The sequence below is a fragment of the Dietzia sp. IBK-p2-16D genome (assembly GCF_057773085.1).
Genome location: NZ_JBYMTL010000005.1, coordinates 105,784 through 120,689 on the forward strand (window position 1 = coordinate 105,784; position 14,906 = coordinate 120,689).

Consider the following 14,906-nt stretch of genomic DNA (forward strand, 5'->3'; position numbering starts at 1 on the left):
CGCCTCGGCGGGGGCCGTTCATCGTGTACGTCACGGGCGCGTCTCCGGCCCGCGACCACGTCAGGTGGCGCGGTCAGACAGTCCGCGGCGGGATCGTGCTGAGGCCGCCGTCGACGATGATGAGCGGATCAGTGGGATCCTCGTCGAACCACGCATCGAGAAGGCGGGCGATCACCAACACGTGGTCCCCGGCGGGGACGAGACGGTCGAGGGCCACCCGGAGCCGCGCCCGGCCACCGTGGAGCAGGGGCTCCCCGGTCTCCGCCCGGGTCCATACGGCCGTGTCGGCGAACCTCAGATGCGCGGGCCCGGCGAAACGCAGTGCCAGGTGCTCGTCCCCCTCGCCCAGGAGATGGACGACCGCGGTGCGCGCCTCGAGGACCGCGGCCAGGCTCGACGAGGAGATGCCGACGTTGAAGCTGATGAGCGCCGGCTGGGACGAGAGGCTCGAGGGTGACGACGCGGTGAAGCCGACCGGCCCCTCGGCACCGTCGAGGGTGATGACGGTGACAGCCGCGGGGTGCATCCGCATCGCGCGGCGGTGGACCTCGGGGGCGACGGACGGTTGGTCGGTGGACGGCTGGGAGGTCGACAACGACTGGTGTTCGGTCATATCGAGGAGTCTGCGGCCCACCCGCCACGGGTGTCGAACCTTCCGTTCGCGATGATGCAAAACGCTCGTCGGGATCTCCCGGCCCGCGACGTCAGGAGGCGGTCGAGAGGCGGCGACTCGCCAGCGCGGCGGTGGGGTCGGCCGCGATCACGTCCAGTGCCACGGCCATCGCGGCGAACTGCTGGATCCGGCCCCCGGCGGTCGACACGCGCAGATCGGGCGCGCCTCCGTTGAGGCGGGTCTCACGGGTGGCCCTGATGAGCGGGGACAGGTAGCGGGGATGGTCGGTGAACGCCTGGCCGCACAGGACCACCGAGTCCGGTCGCGTGATGGACGAGATCAGCCCGACGAGGCGGCCCAGGACGGTCGCACGCTCGACGAGGATGGCCTCGGCGACCGAGTCGTGGCGGGCCCGCGCGGCCAGTTCCGGAACCGAACCCACGCCGATTCCGTGGAGCGCCGCGGCCCGGACGAGGCCGGAGTCGCCCACGACGTCGAGCAGACCTGCGCCACGGTCGTCGAGCAGGTCGACCCCGCCCGCCGGCAGGTGTGCGAGTTCGGCGGAGCCCGCCCGCGGCCGGTGCACGGCGCCGTCGATCACCAGGGCCGAGCCCAGGTGCTCACGGGCGTAGACGACCAGCGTCGTGCCCTCGTGGGTCTCGTGGCCCACCAGCAGTTCGGCCGCGGCCATGGCCTCCACGTGTGGGGCCACGGAGAACGGGACCCCGATCCGGTCGGCGAAGAGCTCGGCGACGGGGACGTCGACCCAGCCCAGGAGTTCGTGGTCGATCCGCCCCGGGCCGGTCAACCGGGCGGCGGTCGCGATGCCGCCCCAGACCAGCGGGCGGTCCCGGTGGCCGTCGAGTAGACGGAACGCGACCGCGGACAGCTCGTCGGCGATCTGTTCCGGGTCGCGGCCGGGCGTGGGGATCGCGTGTTCGGCGAGGATGCGGCAAGCCAGGTCGCAGATCGCCACGACGCTGCGGTGGAGGCCGACGTGTACCGCCACGGCCACCGGTCCCGTGGGGTCGACATCCACGGGGATGCTCGGCCGGCCGACGGATCCGTCGTGCATGAGCTCGGGTCGCTCCCGGATGACGCCGGCGGCGGACAGGGCCGCGGTCGCCCGCCCGACGGTCGCCACCGACAGGCCGGTCGTGGCTGCGATCTCCGGGCGGGAGACGGGTCCGTGGAAGCGGATCGCCCGCAGGACGCGCGCCGAACTGGCGTCGGAGAGGCGCAGGTCAGCGGCGGGGGAGTGGGTCGTCATGGCCCGAGAATAACACACAAGATAGACCGATCGGTCTACTTGTGTTTAGGGTTTCGTGCACGGTGATCGGAATGGTGGCAGCCACTACGGCGACGGTCCCACGATGAGTCGGTCCGAACCGAGCCCCGACCCCGAGGAGTCATCCGTGGCCACCGACCAGCCCGTCACCTCCACCCCCCACGAGGAACCGACCGGGGACCTGCGCTTCCACTGGTTCCTGCCCACCTACGGCGATTCGCGGAACCTCGTGGCTGGCGGGCACGGCACCTTCATGGCGGGGGACAGGCCGGCGACCCTGCCCTACCTGCGGCAGATCGTGGCCGCGGCCGAGTACAACGGGTTCGAATCCCTGCTCACACCGACCGGCGCGTGGTGCGAGGACGCCCTCATCACCTGCGCGCTCCTGGCCGAGTCCAGCGAGCGCATCAAGTTCCTCGTCGCCCTGCGCCCGGGGCTGATGAGCCCCACGCTCGCAGCGCAGATGGCCGGCACCTTCCAGTGGCAGACCCACGGCCGGCTGCTGCTCAACGTGGTCACCGGTGGTGAGTCCCGTGAGCAACGCGCGTACGGGGACTTCCTCGACAAGGAGGGGCGCTACGCCCGGGCGGACGAGTTCCTCGAGGTGGTGCGCCGGCTGTGGTCGCAGTCGGAGCCCCTGACCTTCCGTGGCGACCACCTCGCCGTCGTCGACTCCGTTCTGGCGCGGCGACCCGATCCCGCGCCGCCGATCTTCTTCGGCGGCTCCTCCGCCGCCGGGATCCGTGTCGCCGCACGCCATGCGGACACCTATCTGACCTGGGGCGAACCGCTCGCCGCGGTCGCGGAGAAGCTCGACCGCGTCCGCTCCGCCGCCCGGGGGATCGGCCGCACCCTCGATTACGGGATCCGCCTCCACGTCATCTCCCGCGACACCTCGGAGCAGGCGTGGGCGGAGGCCGAGCGGCTCCTGCGTGGGGTGGACCCCGCGGACGTGGAGCGAGTCCAGGCGTCACTCCGCGCGAGTGAGTCGGAGGGGCAACGGCGGATGCTCGAGCTCCACGGTGGGCGCACGGACGCACTGGAGATCGCGCCCAACCTGTGGGCCGGGGTCGGGCTCGTCCGCGGGGGCGCGGGGACGGCGCTCGTCGGATCGCACGAGGAGGTGGCCGACCGCATCGCCGAGTACGCGCGGCTGGGGCTGGCCCACTTCGTCCTGTCCGGGTATCCGCACCTGGAGGAGACCTTCACCTTCGGTGAGGGCGTCCTGCCGGTGCTCGAGCGTCGTGGCCTGTGGACGTCCGGGGCCGCCGCGCACCCTGCCCCGTCGGTGCCGTTCGCGGGCCCCACCCCGTCCTCCGCCCAGCCCACCGCCCAGCCCACCGCCCCAGCCAGGGAACCCGCCTCCGTCGGCGGCTGACCCACCCGAGGAGCTGCCGCAATGACCACCTTCGTGCCCCCGTCCACGCCATCGTCCCCGCCGAGCGCGGGGGCCCGGGCCCGGGGCGGGGCGCCCGGCCCCGAGGTCGCGACCGCCGCGACCGCCGCGACCGTCGCGACCACCGCGACCACCGAACCCGCCGCGCGGGGAGGGGGGAGACGAGGACGACGACGAGCCCGGGGCGGCCTCTGGTGGCTGCGCTGGCTCAGTCCGGTCGCGCTGATCGCACTCTGGCAGATCGCCGGCGCCACGGGGATCCTGCCGGAGCGGATCCTGCCCGCCCCACAACTCATCGCCGAATCGGCGCTGGAGCTCATCGCCTCGGGTGAACTCGCGGACGCCCTCGCGATCTCGGGGCTGCGCGTGCTCCAGGGGTTCACCCTCGGGGCGGTCGCGGGGCTCGTGCTGGGGGTCGTCGTGGGGACGTCGCGGTACGCGGACGCCATCCTCGACCCGCCGCTGCAGATGCTCCGCGCCCTGCCCCACCTCGGCCTGATCCCGCTGTTCATCCTCTGGTTCGGTATCGGTGAGGCGCCCAAGGTCCTGCTCATCGCGTTGGGCGTGGTGTTCCCGATCTACCTCAACACGGCGTCGGGTCTGCGGCAGATCGACCCGAAGCTCCGCGACATGGCGACGGTGTTCGGGTTCTCCCGCCGCCAACGCCTGACCGAGGTGATCCTGCCGTCCATCGCGCCGCAGGTGCTCGTGGGCGTCCGGCAGTCGCTGGCGATCGCCTGGCTCACGCTCATCGTCGCCGAGCAGCTCAACGCGACGACCGGGCTGGGCTACCTCATCATGAACGCCCGGGACTACTTCCGGATCGACGTGATCATCGTCGGCCTCGTCGTCTACGCGCTGCTCGGCATCCTCACGGATGCACTGGTGCGGGTCGCCGAGACCCGCGCCCTGCGCCACTACCGCTGACCCTCCCGCTGCCCCGCCCATCCATCACAGGAGTCACCTCATGACCACGTCCCACGCCCCCGCGGGCGCACTGCGGGGCGCCACCCGTCGGTTCGGCGAGACCACCGTCCTCGACGGGCTGGACCTGGAGATCCCGCGGGGGGAGATCGTCGCCCTGCTCGGGCAGAGCGGTAGTGGCAAATCAACCGCGCTGCGGATCCTCGCCGGTCTGGACCGGGACCACCACGGGCAGGTGGTGATAGACGGCGCTCCCGCCGTGGTCTTCCAGGACTCACGCCTGCTGCCGTGGCGGACCGTCGCCGCGAACGTGCGGCACGGGCTCAACCGCGTGGAGGTCGACCGCGAGGAGAAGTCCGCCAGGGTGCCGCAGATCCTCGCCGAGGTCGGTCTCGGCGGCCGCGAGGACGCGTACCCCGGTGAACTGTCCGGCGGGCAGGCGCAGCGGACCTCGCTGGCCCGAGCCCTGGTCGCCGAACCCTCGCTCCTTCTCCTCGACGAGCCGTTCGGCGCCCTCGACGCGCTGACCCGACGCACGATGCACAGGCTCCTGCTGAGGCTCTGGGAGCACCACGGATTCGGTGTTCTCCTGGTGACCCACGACGTCGACGAGGCGGTCGCACTCGCGGACCGCGTCCACGTCCTGGACGGCGGCGCGGTCGCGCACACCGAGACCATCGACACCCCCCGCGGCGGCCGGGACACCACCCGTCACCGCCGCTCGCTCCTCGACGCGTTGGGCGTCGGGCACACGGAAGAGGATTACGCGATATGACCACCACCCCCACCCGCGGCCGGCCCGCCGTGTTCGCCCTGGCACTGGCTCTACTGCTCTCGGTCGCCGGGTGCGCGACCCGGGACTCCGAGGCCGCGGCGCCGGCCCCGGAGAGGGTCGCGGTCTCCGACCTGTCCGACGTCGTCCTCAAGGTGGGAGACCAGAAGGGGGGCACCCAGGCGATCCTCTCCGCTGCCGGTCAGCTGGACGATCTGCCCTACGAGGTCGAGTTCTCCACCTTCACGTCCGGTCCGCCGCAGGTCGAGGCGCTCAACGCGGGCCGGATAGACGTGGCCGTCACCGGCAACACCCCACCGGTGTTCGGCGCGGCGGCCGGTGCGCGGGTGTCCGTCGTCTCGGCCTACGCCAACCGGGGAGAGGGCGATCAGATCCTGGTGCGCCCGGACTCCGAGGTGCAGACGGTGGCCGACCTGGCGGGTCGTAAGGTGCTCGTGGCCAAGGGCACCTCGGCGCACGGCCACCTGCTGCTGCAGCTCCGCAGGGCCGGGGTGGATCCCGGGACCGTCGAGTTCGTCTTCCTCCAACCCGCCGAGGCGGGTTCGGCTTTCGCGCGCGGTGATGCCGATGCGTGGGCGATCTGGGATCCGTACACGGCGATCGCGCAGACGACGTCCGCGACGAGGACCCTCACCACCGCGGCGGAGGCCTCCAACGGGTTCTGGTTCGGTCTGGCCTCACACGACGCACTCGCGGACGCCCGCAGGCAGACGGCGATCGCCGATTTCCTCGTCCGCCTCGCCGAGGCCGGCACCTGGACCGTGGAGAACCCACAGGAATGGGCACGGTTCTACGGGGAGGCGGTGGATCTGACTCCGGAGGCGGCCGAGCTCTCGCAGGGTCGCAGCACCCGGCAGCCGGTGGCACTGGCGGACACGATCGCCCGCGAACAGGAGCTGGCGGACGTGTTCACCGAGGACGGGCAGATCGAGTCCGTGGACATCGGGGAGCTCGTCGACGACAGGTTCGCCGACGATCTCGCCCCGGTCGTGGGGCCGCTGGCCTGAGCTGCTCCGGTCGGGCCCCCGCGCGATGGCGAACGGCTACTGCGCCCCACCGGCGGCGAGACCGGGTGCGGTGGGGCGCCGGGGTCAGGCGGAGGGCTTGACGTCCATCACGACGTCGAACTCCAGCAGGTTCGCGCCCTCGGCGACGGGCTTGCCGTGTTGGCCGGCGTGCGCGGAGCGGGCGTCGCCGTCGCGCCACGCGGCGAACGACTCCTCGTCCTCCCAGGTGGTGACCACGAAGTAGCGGGTCTCGCCGCCGGTGGGGCGCAGTAGCTGGAAACCGAGGAACCCGGGCGAGTTCTCGACGGTGTGCGCCCGCTCCGAGAAGCGGCGCTCCAGCTCGGCACCGGCCTGCGGCGGAACGTTCAGGGCATTGATTTTCACGACGGCCATGAGGCGAGCCTACCCACGCCTCAGGGCAGTGAGTAGAGCTCGCCGACGCGGACGACGAGCCCGTCGGTGAGCAGCGAGTCCAGTGCCCGGTCGCGTTGGGTCGAGTCGGGCCACACCGCGTCGAGGGCGCTGCGCGTGGCGGCACCGTCGCCGTCGCGCAGCACGTCGAGGAGCAGCCCGCGCACCTGCCGGTCGGTCCCGGCGAACGTCTGCACCTTGCGTCGCGGGCCGTCCCATTCCGGCCGGCCGGCCGCCACCCACGCGCAGGTGGGCGCTAGCGGGCAGTCGTCGCAGCGTGGGTTCCTGGCCGTGCAGACGAGTGCGCCGAGTTCCATGACCGCCACGGAGAACGCCACGGCCTGGTCCCGGTCGTCCGGCAGCAGGGCGTCGACCGCGGCCAGGTCGCGCCGGGTCGACGGGGGACCGGCCTCGGCGGCGCCGCCCACGGCCCGCGCGACGACCCGCCGGACGTTGGTGTCGACGACGGGGACGCGGTGTCCGTACGCGAAGCAGGCGACCGCGCGAGCCGTGTAGTCCCCGACGCCCGGCAGTGCGAGGAGTTGATCGACGTCGTGCGGTACCCGACCACCGTGGAGGTCGACGACGGCGAGGGCGCACTCGCGGAGCCGCAGCGCGCGGCGTGGATAGCCGAGTTTGCCCCACATGCGGATCACGTCGGCCGGGGCGGCGGCGGCGAGTTCGGCGGGGCCGGGCCAGCGGTCGAGCCAGGCCCGCCAGACGGGCTCGACCCGGGCAACGGGGGTCTGCTGGCTCATGACCTCGCAGAGCAGGATCTCCCATGCGCCGACCCCGTCACCGCGCCACGGCAGCGGGCGGCCGACGCGGTCGAACCAGGAGAGGAGCGCGGGTGTGTCGAGGGAGGTCAACGTCGGTCTTCCGGGGTCGGCGGTGCACAATATGAGCCATGCCTCATACCAACCCGATCAGCGCATGGGCCTCGCTCCGCGACGGCAACCACCGCTTCGTCGATTGCGAGATGCGTCATCCCAGCCAGAATACCCAGCGACGTGAGCAGCTCGTCGCCGCGCAGCACCCCAAGGCGGTCCTGTTCGGGTGCTCGGACTCCCGGGTGGCGGCGGAGATCATCTTCGACCAGGGGCTCGGTGACCTCTTCGTCATCCGCACGGCCGGTCACATCATCGACACCGCCGTGCTCGGGTCGATCGAGTACGCCGTCCACGTGCTGGACACTCCGCTGATCGTGGTCCTCGGTCACGACAGCTGCGGCGCGGTCAAGGCGACCGTGGACGCGCTGGCGACCGGTGAGATCCCGCCGGGCTTCCTGCGCGACGTGGTGGAGAAGGTGTCGCCGTCGATCCTCAACGGGCGTCGCGAGGGGCTCAGCAGTATCGACGACTTCGAGGCGCGCCACGTGCTCGAGACGGGTGAGCTGCTCGAGCAGCGTTCCAAGATCATCAGCGAGCGGATCGCCAACGGCGAACTCGCGATCGTCGGCGTGACCTACAAGCTCTCCGACGGCCGCGCCTACCTGCGCAGCGTCGTGGGCGAGGTCGAGGACGTCCCCCACGGCCCCGGTGAGGAGATGGTCGCGATCTGAGGGTCGCACCGTCTGAGGGCTGCACCGTCTGAGGGACACGCCGCGCCGGGGGGCCGGAGGGGCCCCCGCTCGGCTCTAGAATTGGTCCCGTGCAGGAACCCAACGGCCCCCTACCGCGCGAAGTCTATGTGCGTCGCCGCGTCGCCGCGGTCGTCGTCGCGGTCATCGCCGTCGTCGTGGTGGTGCTCGCGCTGTTCCTCGCCTCCCGGGACAGCGGGACCGATACGCAGGAGACCGCGGCGGGCGGCGAGAGCGGCACGTCCGAGGCCGCGGAGACCACGGAGACGTCCCCCACCGAGACCTCGTCGCGTGAGGACGGTGGCGCCTCGCGGGGCCGGTGCGCGGATGAGGATCTCCGCCTGGACGTGTGGCCGGCCGAGCCCAACGTGCCCGTGGGCTCCGACGTGCGCTTCTTCGTCAACATCATCAACGTCGCGGACACCACGTGCGACCGGGACCTGGCGGAGGCACCGCTGTCGTTCGAGGTCTACCGGCTCGACGACAACTCCAAGGTGTGGTCGAGCATCGACTGCACCACACCGCGCGACGAGGACGAGGTCGAACTGCGCCCCGAGGAACCGGAGCCGCGGCAGATCGACTGGACCGGCCGTCGTTCGGCCGAGGGGGCGTGTTCCGAGTCGGATCGCACGCAGGTCGAGGTCGGTGCCTACCAGGTGTACGCGCTGGTCGGTAACGTCTTCAGCCCGGCCGCGACCTTCAACGTGGTCGAGGCGCCCGAGTCCTGACCGGCCCCGGCGCCATTGCCCCCGGCGCCCTGGCCCCCGGCCTCGCCGCCAGCTGGTTTCTCAGCTACCCGGTGCCCAGACCGGTGAGGCGCTGCCGGACGTGGCGGGCCCACAGTGCGCCGACGCCCTCGACGTCGGCGAAGTCCGACTGCTCGGCCGCCAGCAGCGCGGGCACCGATCCGAAACGCTCCACCAACGCCGTGATCTGCACGGGCCGCAGACGCGGGATGTGTGCCAGCATGCGGTGTCCGCGGGCGGTGATGTGCTCGTCCAGGTCCTCGGGCTCGGCGGGTAACCCCAGGCACCGGGCGACCGGCGCGGGCAGGAGGAGGTCGGCGTCGGACAACGCGGCCAGCCGCTCGAGCCCGGAGGTGATCTGCTCCGGGGTCGGGATCGACCGCGCGTCGCCGTCGACGGGTCCCACCTGGAGGTGGTCGGCCACCAGGCCCCATAGTTCGTCGGGGGTGTCCGACAGCAGCTCCTCGAGTTGCAGGGTGGTCTGGCGGCCGTACTCGCCCATCTCCACCGTGAGCTCGGCGAGTTCGGCACCCAGGCGCTCGAGCCGGAGCAGGCGCTGGGCCATGGTGACGACGTCGCGGACCGAGGCGTACCCGCCCATCTCCGCACGGTCGAGTCGGGCCCGGGCGCGGGCGGTGCGGGCGCCGTGGCGCTCCATCGTGGCGACCGTCTGGTCGGCCCGGGCCAACAGGACCACCGGGTCGGCCAACACCCTGGCCAGACCGCCGGCGTAGACCGTCACCGTGGTCATCGACGCCGACACGGCCACGGTGGGGACGCCGGTGTGCATCGCGGTGCGTTCGGCCGCACGGTGACGGGTTCCGGTCTCGACGGCCGGGATCGACGGGTCGGGAACCAGGTGGACGTTGGCGCGGGTGATCCTGGATCCGTCGGTGGACAGCACGACGGCGCCGTCCATCTTGCTCAGTTCCCGGAGCCGGGCGGGCGCGAACTCGACGTCGAGGTCCACGCCGCCGTCGCAGATGGCCTGGACGGCGGGATCGTCCCCCAGGACCACGAGGCCCCCGGTTCCGCTACGGCGGATCCGGTCGAGCGCGTCACGCAGCGGGGTGCCCGGGGCGAGCCGTCGGAGGACGGCCCGCATCTCCGGGTCGACCGGTGAGCCGTCGGCCGAGCGGGCGGACAGGGCGGACGTGTCAGTGCTCCTCGGACTCGCCGACGTACTCCGCCGGACGGTCGTACTCGCCGGCCTCGAGGATCTCGCCCACGACGGCGGCCTCGGTCTCGATCCGGTCGCCGTTGGAGAAGGCCACGGTCGCGGGGACGGACACCCCGATGTCGAGGTCGTCGGCCGAGGGGAGCGTCGCGGTGGCCTGCTCGATGCAGACGCCCTCCTGCACGGGGGCGGGCCGGGCGTTCTCACGCGGGTCGACGACGACCGTGCAGCCGCGTGCCAGGGGCTGGGTCTCGCCGAGCTGGACCTGCGTCCCGTCGATCTCGACCCGGTCGATGGAGACAGGGTCGCCGAGGCCGTATCCGGTGTACGACGCGACGAACCCGACGCGGGCCTCGCCACCGTTCTCGGGGATGACGACCTGGAGGTCGTTGACGTGGAGATCGCCCGCCGAACCCCGCCCGCCGTCGACCGCGGCGACCTGGTTGGCCGTCTGGGAGACCTGGCCGGCACTGCAGGCCGACGCCCCGAGGGCGGCGCCCACGGCCAGGACTACGAGCGCGGTGCGGCGCAGGCCGGTGTTCGGTGAAGTCACGTCAGGCTCCTCGGGGATGGTCGTCTCTCAGGCCGGTCTCATCGTAGTCCACGGCCTGCGCTGACCGGCGTCAGAGTGGCCCCGTCGCACCCTCGGGAATCTTCCGTCAGCCCGCCGGAGGTTGCTGACCTGCGCAAACGGAAAACGCCTGCGCTGAGGGCGTGCTAAGATAGGGCGGTCGAAAGGGGAAAGCCACTCATGGAGTTCAAGGTCGGCGACACCGTCGTCTACCCGCATCACGGCGCTGCGACCATTCAGGCGATCGAGATGCGGACGGTCAAGGGCACCGAGAAGGAATACCTCGTCCTCAAGGTGTCACAGGGCGACCTCACGGTGAAGGTACCGGCCGAGAACGCCGAGTACGTGGGCGTGCGTGACGTGGTCGACCAGGCGGGCCTCGACAAGGTCTTCGAGGTCCTGCGCACCGAGCACGCGGAGGAGCCGACCAACTGGTCGCGTCGCTACAAGGCCAACGGTGAGAAGCTCGCCTCCGGCGACGTCAACAAGGTCGCCGAGGTCGTCCGCGACCTCTGGCGCCGCGATCTCGACCGCGGCCTGTCCGCGGGTGAGAAGCGCATGCTGGCCAAGGCCCGCCAGGTGCTCGTCGGTGAGCTCGCGCTCGCCGAGCGAGCCGACGAGGATCGCGCCGACGCACTGCTCGACGAGGTCCTGGGCTCCGCCGCACCGGCGTGACGCGACCTCGAGAGTGACCGGACACGTTCCAGACGGCCACCCCGCCCCCACGGGCCGGGTGGCCGCCGTCGTCCCCGCGGCGGGATCGGGCGTCCGGCTCGGCGCGGGACTGCCCAAGGCGTTCGTCGAACTGCACGGCCGGACCATGCTGGAGCGGGCCGTCGCCGGCCTGCTGGCCTCGGGAGCCGTCGACGACGTCGTGGTGGTGGTCCCGTCGGACCGCGTCGGACAGGCGGACTCGGTGCTCGCCCCGCTCCGGGACGACGACCACCTCGTCGTCGTCGCCACCGGCGGCCCGGAGCGCACCGACTCCGTGCGCAACGGACTCGCGGCGCTGACCGCCACCCACGGGGGGTCCGGCGCGGCGGTCTACGACGTCCTGCTGGTGCACGACGCGGCGCGGTGCCTCACCCCCGCCCCACCGATCCGCCGCGTCGTCGAGGCCGTGCGCTCCGGCGAGGTCGCGGCGGTGCCGGTCCTGCCCGTCATCGACACCGTCAAACAGGTCGACGCCGACGGCTACGTCGTGGGCACCCCCGACCGCTCCGCGCTGCGCGCCGTCCAGACACCCCAGGGGTTCGCCCCCGACGTCCTGCTCGCCGCCTACGACGCGGCCGGGGACGTGGCCACCGACGACGCCGGTCTGGTCGAGCGACTCGGACAGCGGATCGCGACCGTGGAGGGTGACCTGCTCGCGTTCAAGATCACCACCGCGGCCGACCACGCCCGCGCACTGACCGAACTCGCCCCATCACGTCCCGGCGCCGCGCACCCGGCGACCGCGGGCCGCACCCAGGAGGACCCGTGACCGGACCCGTCATCCCCCGCGTGGGGATCGGCACCGACGCCCACCGCGTGGAGCCCGGCAAGCCCTGCATGATGGCGTGCCTGCACTTCCCGGACGACCACGGGTGCGAGGGACACTCCGACGGCGACGTCGTGGCGCACTCCCTGGTCGACGCGCTGCTCTCGGCCGCCGGGCTGGGCGACCTCGGGTCCCTCGTGGGCACCGGCCGACCCGAGTACGACGACGTCTCCGGTGAGCGCCTCCTCCGGGAGGCGGTGGCCGAACTCGCCGAGCACGGGTGGGCGATCGGCAACGCCGCCGTGCAGATGGTGGGCAACCGCCCCAAGATGGGCCCGCGTCGCGTCGAGGCGGAGCGGAGACTGTCCGAGATCGTCGGCGCCCCGGTCTCCGTGTCCGCCACCACCACCGACGGCATGGGCTTCACCGGCCGGGGCGAGGGGGTCTCCGCCGTGGCCACCGCACTGGTGTACCGGGCCTGAGGGGCCGACACCGGTAGACTCGGCACCCGTGACGCTCCATCTGTACGACACCGCGACCCGCTCCCCGAGGGAGTTCACCCCCGTCAGGGAAGGTCACGCGTCCGTCTATCTCTGTGGAGCCACCCCCCAGGCGGTGCCGCACATCGGCCACGTCCGCTCCGGCGTCGCGTTCGACGTGCTGCGCCGCTGGCTGATCGCGAGCGGCTACGACGTGGCGTTCGTCCGGAACGTGACCGACATCGACGACAAGATCCTCACCAAGGCCGCCGAGAACGGCCGACCGTGGTGGGAGTGGGCCGCCACCCACGAGCGCGAGTTCACCCGGGCCTACGACGCGCTCGGCGTGCTGCCCCCGTCCACCGAACCGCGGGCGACCGGGCACATGACCCAGATGATCGCCTACATGGAGCGGCTCATCGAGCGCGGCTTCGCGTACCCGGCCGAGGGCAGCGTCTACTTCGACGTCGCCGCCTGGTCGGCTGCGCCCGAGGGCGACTACGGGCACCTGTCCGGCCACCGGCTCGACGAGGTGGACCAGGGAGAGGCAGCGGATCTGCGCGGCAAGCGCGACCCGCGGGACTTCGCCCTGTGGAAGGCCGCCAAGCCCGGCGAGCCCAGTTGGCCGACCCCGTGGGGCGACGGCCGGCCCGGCTGGCACCTCGAGTGCTCGGCCATGGCCACGTGGTACCTCGGGGGCACCTTCGACATCCACGGCGGCGGACTGGACCTGCAGTTCCCGCACCACGAGAACGAGGCCGCCCAGTCCCACGCCGCCGGCGACGGGTTCGCCCGCTACTGGCTGCACAACGGCTGGGTCACCATGGCCGGCGAGAAGATGAGCAAATCGTTGGGCAACGTGCTCAGTGTGCCCAACATCCTCACCGCCGTCCGGCCGGTGGAACTGCGCTACTACCTCGGAAGTGCGCATTACCGGTCGATGCTGGAATACTCACCCGAGGCACTGCAGGAGGCGGCCGCGGCGTATCGCCGCATCGAAGCGCTCGTGCACCGGGTCAACGAGGCCGTCAGGTCGGGCGCGGGCCCGGAGGGCGATGTGCCGGTCGGCGAGTGGACCGGTGGATTCGCCGCCGCGATGGACGACGACCTCGGGGTCCCCGCCGCACTGGCGGAGATCCACGGCCGGGTCCGCGCGGGCAACACCGCGCTGTCGTCGGGCGATCTCGACGCGGCGCTCACGGCGGCCTCGTCCATCCGGGCGATGACCGCCGTGCTGGGCGTCGACCCGCTGGACCCGCAGTGGGCATCCGGCGGGGGCGGGGAGGACGCTGCGGCGACAGCGCTCGATCTCCTCGTGCGCGCAGAACTCGAGGCCCGCGCCGACGCGCGGGCGAACAAGGACTTCGCCACCGCCGACGCCATCCGTGACCGACTGGTCGCGGCGGGCATCGAGGTGGCCGACACCGCGGACGGCCAGAAGTGGTCGCTCGCCAACCGGAAGGACTGACATGGCGGGCAATTCGAGCCGGCGCGGAGCGATCCGCAAATCCGGCACAAAGAAGGGACAGGTCGTCGGCTCCGGCGGCCAGCGCCGCCGCGGGCTCGAGGCGCGCGGCGCCACCCCCAAGGCCGAGGACCGGACCTACCACCCCGCGCACCGCCGGGCCAAGGCCGCGTCGCGCAAGACGGAAGGCGCCCAGCAGCGGCGCCAGTACGCGCAGAAGAAGGCGGACGGTCCCGAGCTCGTGGTGGGCCGTAATCCGGTCGTGGAGTGCCTGCGCGCCGGTGTCCCGGCGACGGCGCTCTTCGTGGCCGTGGGGGCCGACAACGACGAGCGGCTCACCGAGGCCGTGCGGTTCGCGGCCGACAAGGGCATCTCGATCCTCGAGGTGCCCCGCCACGATCTCGACCGGATGACCTCAAACGGCATGCACCAGGGGATCGGCCTCCAGGTGCCGCCCTACGAGTACGCCGACCCGGACGACCTCATCGCCAGTGCGATGCACTCCTCGCAGCCGGCGCTGCTGGTGGCGCTCGACAACATCACCGACACGCGCAACCTCGGCGCCGTCATCCGCTCCGTCGCGGCCTTCGGTGGGCACGGTGTGCTCATCCCCGAGCGGCGCAGCGCGTCCATCACCGCGGTGGCCTGGCGCACGTCGGCCGGCGCCGCGGCCCGCCTGCCCGTGGCCAAGGCGACGAACCTCAACCGGACGCTGCTCGACTGGGCCAAGCAGGGCGCGCAGCTCGTCGGCCTCGACGCCGGTGGCGACGTCTCGCTGGACGACTACGACGGCACCGGACCCACGGTCATCGTCGTCGGTTCCGAGGGCAAGGGCCTGTCCCGTCTCGTCCGCGAGAACTGCGACTCGATCCTGTCCATCCCCATCGCCTCGAAGGTCGAGAGCCTCAACGCCTCCGTCGCGGCGGGTGTGGTGCTCTCGGAGTTCGCGCGGCAGCGGCGCGTCAAGCGCTGAGGCG

At 72.3% G+C, this 14,906-nt stretch carries 17 protein-coding genes; 11 read left to right on the top strand and 6 right to left on the bottom strand.

What is annotated here, in order from left to right:
- Window positions 1–73: 73 nt before the first annotated feature.
- Window positions 74–613 carry a flavin reductase family protein gene (locus AC3DE3_RS11855; protein ID WP_260486634.1) on the bottom strand — a complete coding sequence of 180 codons (540 nt, stop codon included), beginning with the start codon at window positions 611–613 and terminating at the stop codon, window positions 74–76.
- Between the two features lie 91 nt (window positions 614–704).
- Window positions 705–1,883: an ROK family protein gene (locus tag AC3DE3_RS11860; protein ID WP_488370115.1), complete on the bottom strand. Its 1,179-nt coding sequence runs from the start codon at window positions 1,881–1,883 to the stop codon at window positions 705–707.
- Between the two features lie 145 nt (window positions 1,884–2,028).
- Here AC3DE3_RS11860 and AC3DE3_RS11865 point away from each other — a divergent pair, with 145 nt between their 5' ends.
- From AC3DE3_RS11865 to AC3DE3_RS11880, 4 genes are all read left to right on the top strand, one after another.
- Complete coding sequence (locus tag AC3DE3_RS11865; protein ID WP_488370116.1) at window positions 2,029–3,279, top strand: LLM class flavin-dependent oxidoreductase; 1,251 nt, start codon at window positions 2,029–2,031, stop codon at window positions 3,277–3,279.
- A gap of 216 nt (window positions 3,280–3,495) precedes the next feature.
- Window positions 3,496–4,224 (top strand): ABC transporter permease, encoded by a 729-nt coding sequence (locus AC3DE3_RS11870; protein ID WP_260489261.1) that lies wholly within the window; start codon window positions 3,496–3,498, stop codon window positions 4,222–4,224.
- Between the two features lie 40 nt (window positions 4,225–4,264).
- The gene (locus AC3DE3_RS11875; protein WP_260486637.1) at window positions 4,265–4,996 is read left to right on the top strand and encodes an ABC transporter ATP-binding protein; all 732 of its coding nucleotides are present in this window, start codon (window positions 4,265–4,267) and stop codon (window positions 4,994–4,996) included.
- Window positions 4,993–6,021 carry an ABC transporter substrate-binding protein gene (locus tag AC3DE3_RS11880; RefSeq protein ID WP_488370117.1) on the top strand — a complete coding sequence of 343 codons (1,029 nt, stop codon included), beginning with the start codon at window positions 4,993–4,995 and terminating at the stop codon, window positions 6,019–6,021. The genes AC3DE3_RS11875 and AC3DE3_RS11880 overlap by 4 nt, the downstream gene beginning before the upstream one ends.
- Before the next feature lie 84 nt (window positions 6,022–6,105).
- On the opposite strand, the gene AC3DE3_RS11885 is transcribed toward AC3DE3_RS11880, so the two are convergent.
- On the bottom strand, window positions 6,106–6,414 hold the full coding sequence (locus tag AC3DE3_RS11885) for an antibiotic biosynthesis monooxygenase family protein (protein WP_260486639.1): 309 nt from the start codon (window positions 6,412–6,414) through the stop codon (window positions 6,106–6,108).
- A 20-nt stretch (window positions 6,415–6,434) separates the two neighbouring features.
- Window positions 6,435–7,301, bottom strand: coding sequence for an HhH-GPD family protein (locus AC3DE3_RS11890; RefSeq protein WP_488370118.1), 867 nt, complete (start codon window positions 7,299–7,301; stop codon window positions 6,435–6,437).
- A 38-nt stretch (window positions 7,302–7,339) separates the two neighbouring features.
- On the opposite strand from AC3DE3_RS11890, the gene AC3DE3_RS11895 reads away from it, so the two are divergent.
- Together AC3DE3_RS11895 and AC3DE3_RS11900 are read left to right on the top strand one after the other, a co-directional pair.
- Window positions 7,340–7,993 (top strand): carbonic anhydrase, encoded by a 654-nt coding sequence (locus AC3DE3_RS11895; RefSeq protein ID WP_488370119.1) that lies wholly within the window; start codon window positions 7,340–7,342, stop codon window positions 7,991–7,993.
- An 89-nt stretch (window positions 7,994–8,082) separates the two neighbouring features.
- Window positions 8,083–8,739, top strand: coding sequence for a hypothetical protein (locus tag AC3DE3_RS11900; protein WP_260486641.1), 657 nt, complete (start codon window positions 8,083–8,085; stop codon window positions 8,737–8,739).
- A 64-nt stretch (window positions 8,740–8,803) separates the two neighbouring features.
- Here AC3DE3_RS11900 and disA read toward each other — a convergent pair whose 3' ends face one another.
- Together disA and AC3DE3_RS11910 are read right to left on the bottom strand one after the other, a co-directional pair.
- Window positions 8,804–9,862, bottom strand: coding sequence for a DNA integrity scanning diadenylate cyclase DisA (disA, locus tag AC3DE3_RS11905; protein WP_260486642.1), 1,059 nt, complete (start codon window positions 9,860–9,862; stop codon window positions 8,804–8,806).
- Window positions 9,863–9,914: 52 nt separating this feature from the next.
- Window positions 9,915–10,487 (bottom strand): hypothetical protein, encoded by a 573-nt coding sequence (locus tag AC3DE3_RS11910; protein WP_488370120.1) that lies wholly within the window; start codon window positions 10,485–10,487, stop codon window positions 9,915–9,917.
- Between the two features lie 198 nt (window positions 10,488–10,685).
- Here AC3DE3_RS11910 and AC3DE3_RS11915 point away from each other — a divergent pair, with 198 nt between their 5' ends.
- From AC3DE3_RS11915 to rlmB, 5 genes are read left to right on the top strand one after another with little or no spacing between them, the layout of a single operon-like run.
- Window positions 10,686–11,180 carry a CarD family transcriptional regulator gene (locus tag AC3DE3_RS11915; protein ID WP_230929935.1) on the top strand — a complete coding sequence of 165 codons (495 nt, stop codon included), beginning with the start codon at window positions 10,686–10,688 and terminating at the stop codon, window positions 11,178–11,180.
- Window positions 11,181–11,193: 13 nt separating this feature from the next.
- The gene (ispD, locus tag AC3DE3_RS11920) at window positions 11,194–11,988 is read left to right on the top strand and encodes a 2-C-methyl-D-erythritol 4-phosphate cytidylyltransferase (protein ID WP_260486644.1); all 795 of its coding nucleotides are present in this window, start codon (window positions 11,194–11,196) and stop codon (window positions 11,986–11,988) included.
- Window positions 11,985–12,467 carry a 2-C-methyl-D-erythritol 2,4-cyclodiphosphate synthase gene (gene ispF / locus AC3DE3_RS11925; protein ID WP_260486645.1) on the top strand — a complete coding sequence of 161 codons (483 nt, stop codon included), beginning with the start codon at window positions 11,985–11,987 and terminating at the stop codon, window positions 12,465–12,467. Before ispD ends, ispF begins: the two co-directional genes overlap by 4 nt.
- A 28-nt stretch (window positions 12,468–12,495) precedes the next feature.
- Window positions 12,496–13,932 carry a cysteine--tRNA ligase gene (gene cysS / locus AC3DE3_RS11930; protein ID WP_260486646.1) on the top strand — a complete coding sequence of 479 codons (1,437 nt, stop codon included), beginning with the start codon at window positions 12,496–12,498 and terminating at the stop codon, window positions 13,930–13,932.
- 1 nt (window position 13,933) lies between these two features.
- Window positions 13,934–14,902 (top strand): 23S rRNA (guanosine(2251)-2'-O)-methyltransferase RlmB, encoded by a 969-nt coding sequence (gene rlmB / locus AC3DE3_RS11935; RefSeq protein ID WP_260486647.1) that lies wholly within the window; start codon window positions 13,934–13,936, stop codon window positions 14,900–14,902.
- Window positions 14,903–14,906 lie beyond the last annotated feature (4 nt).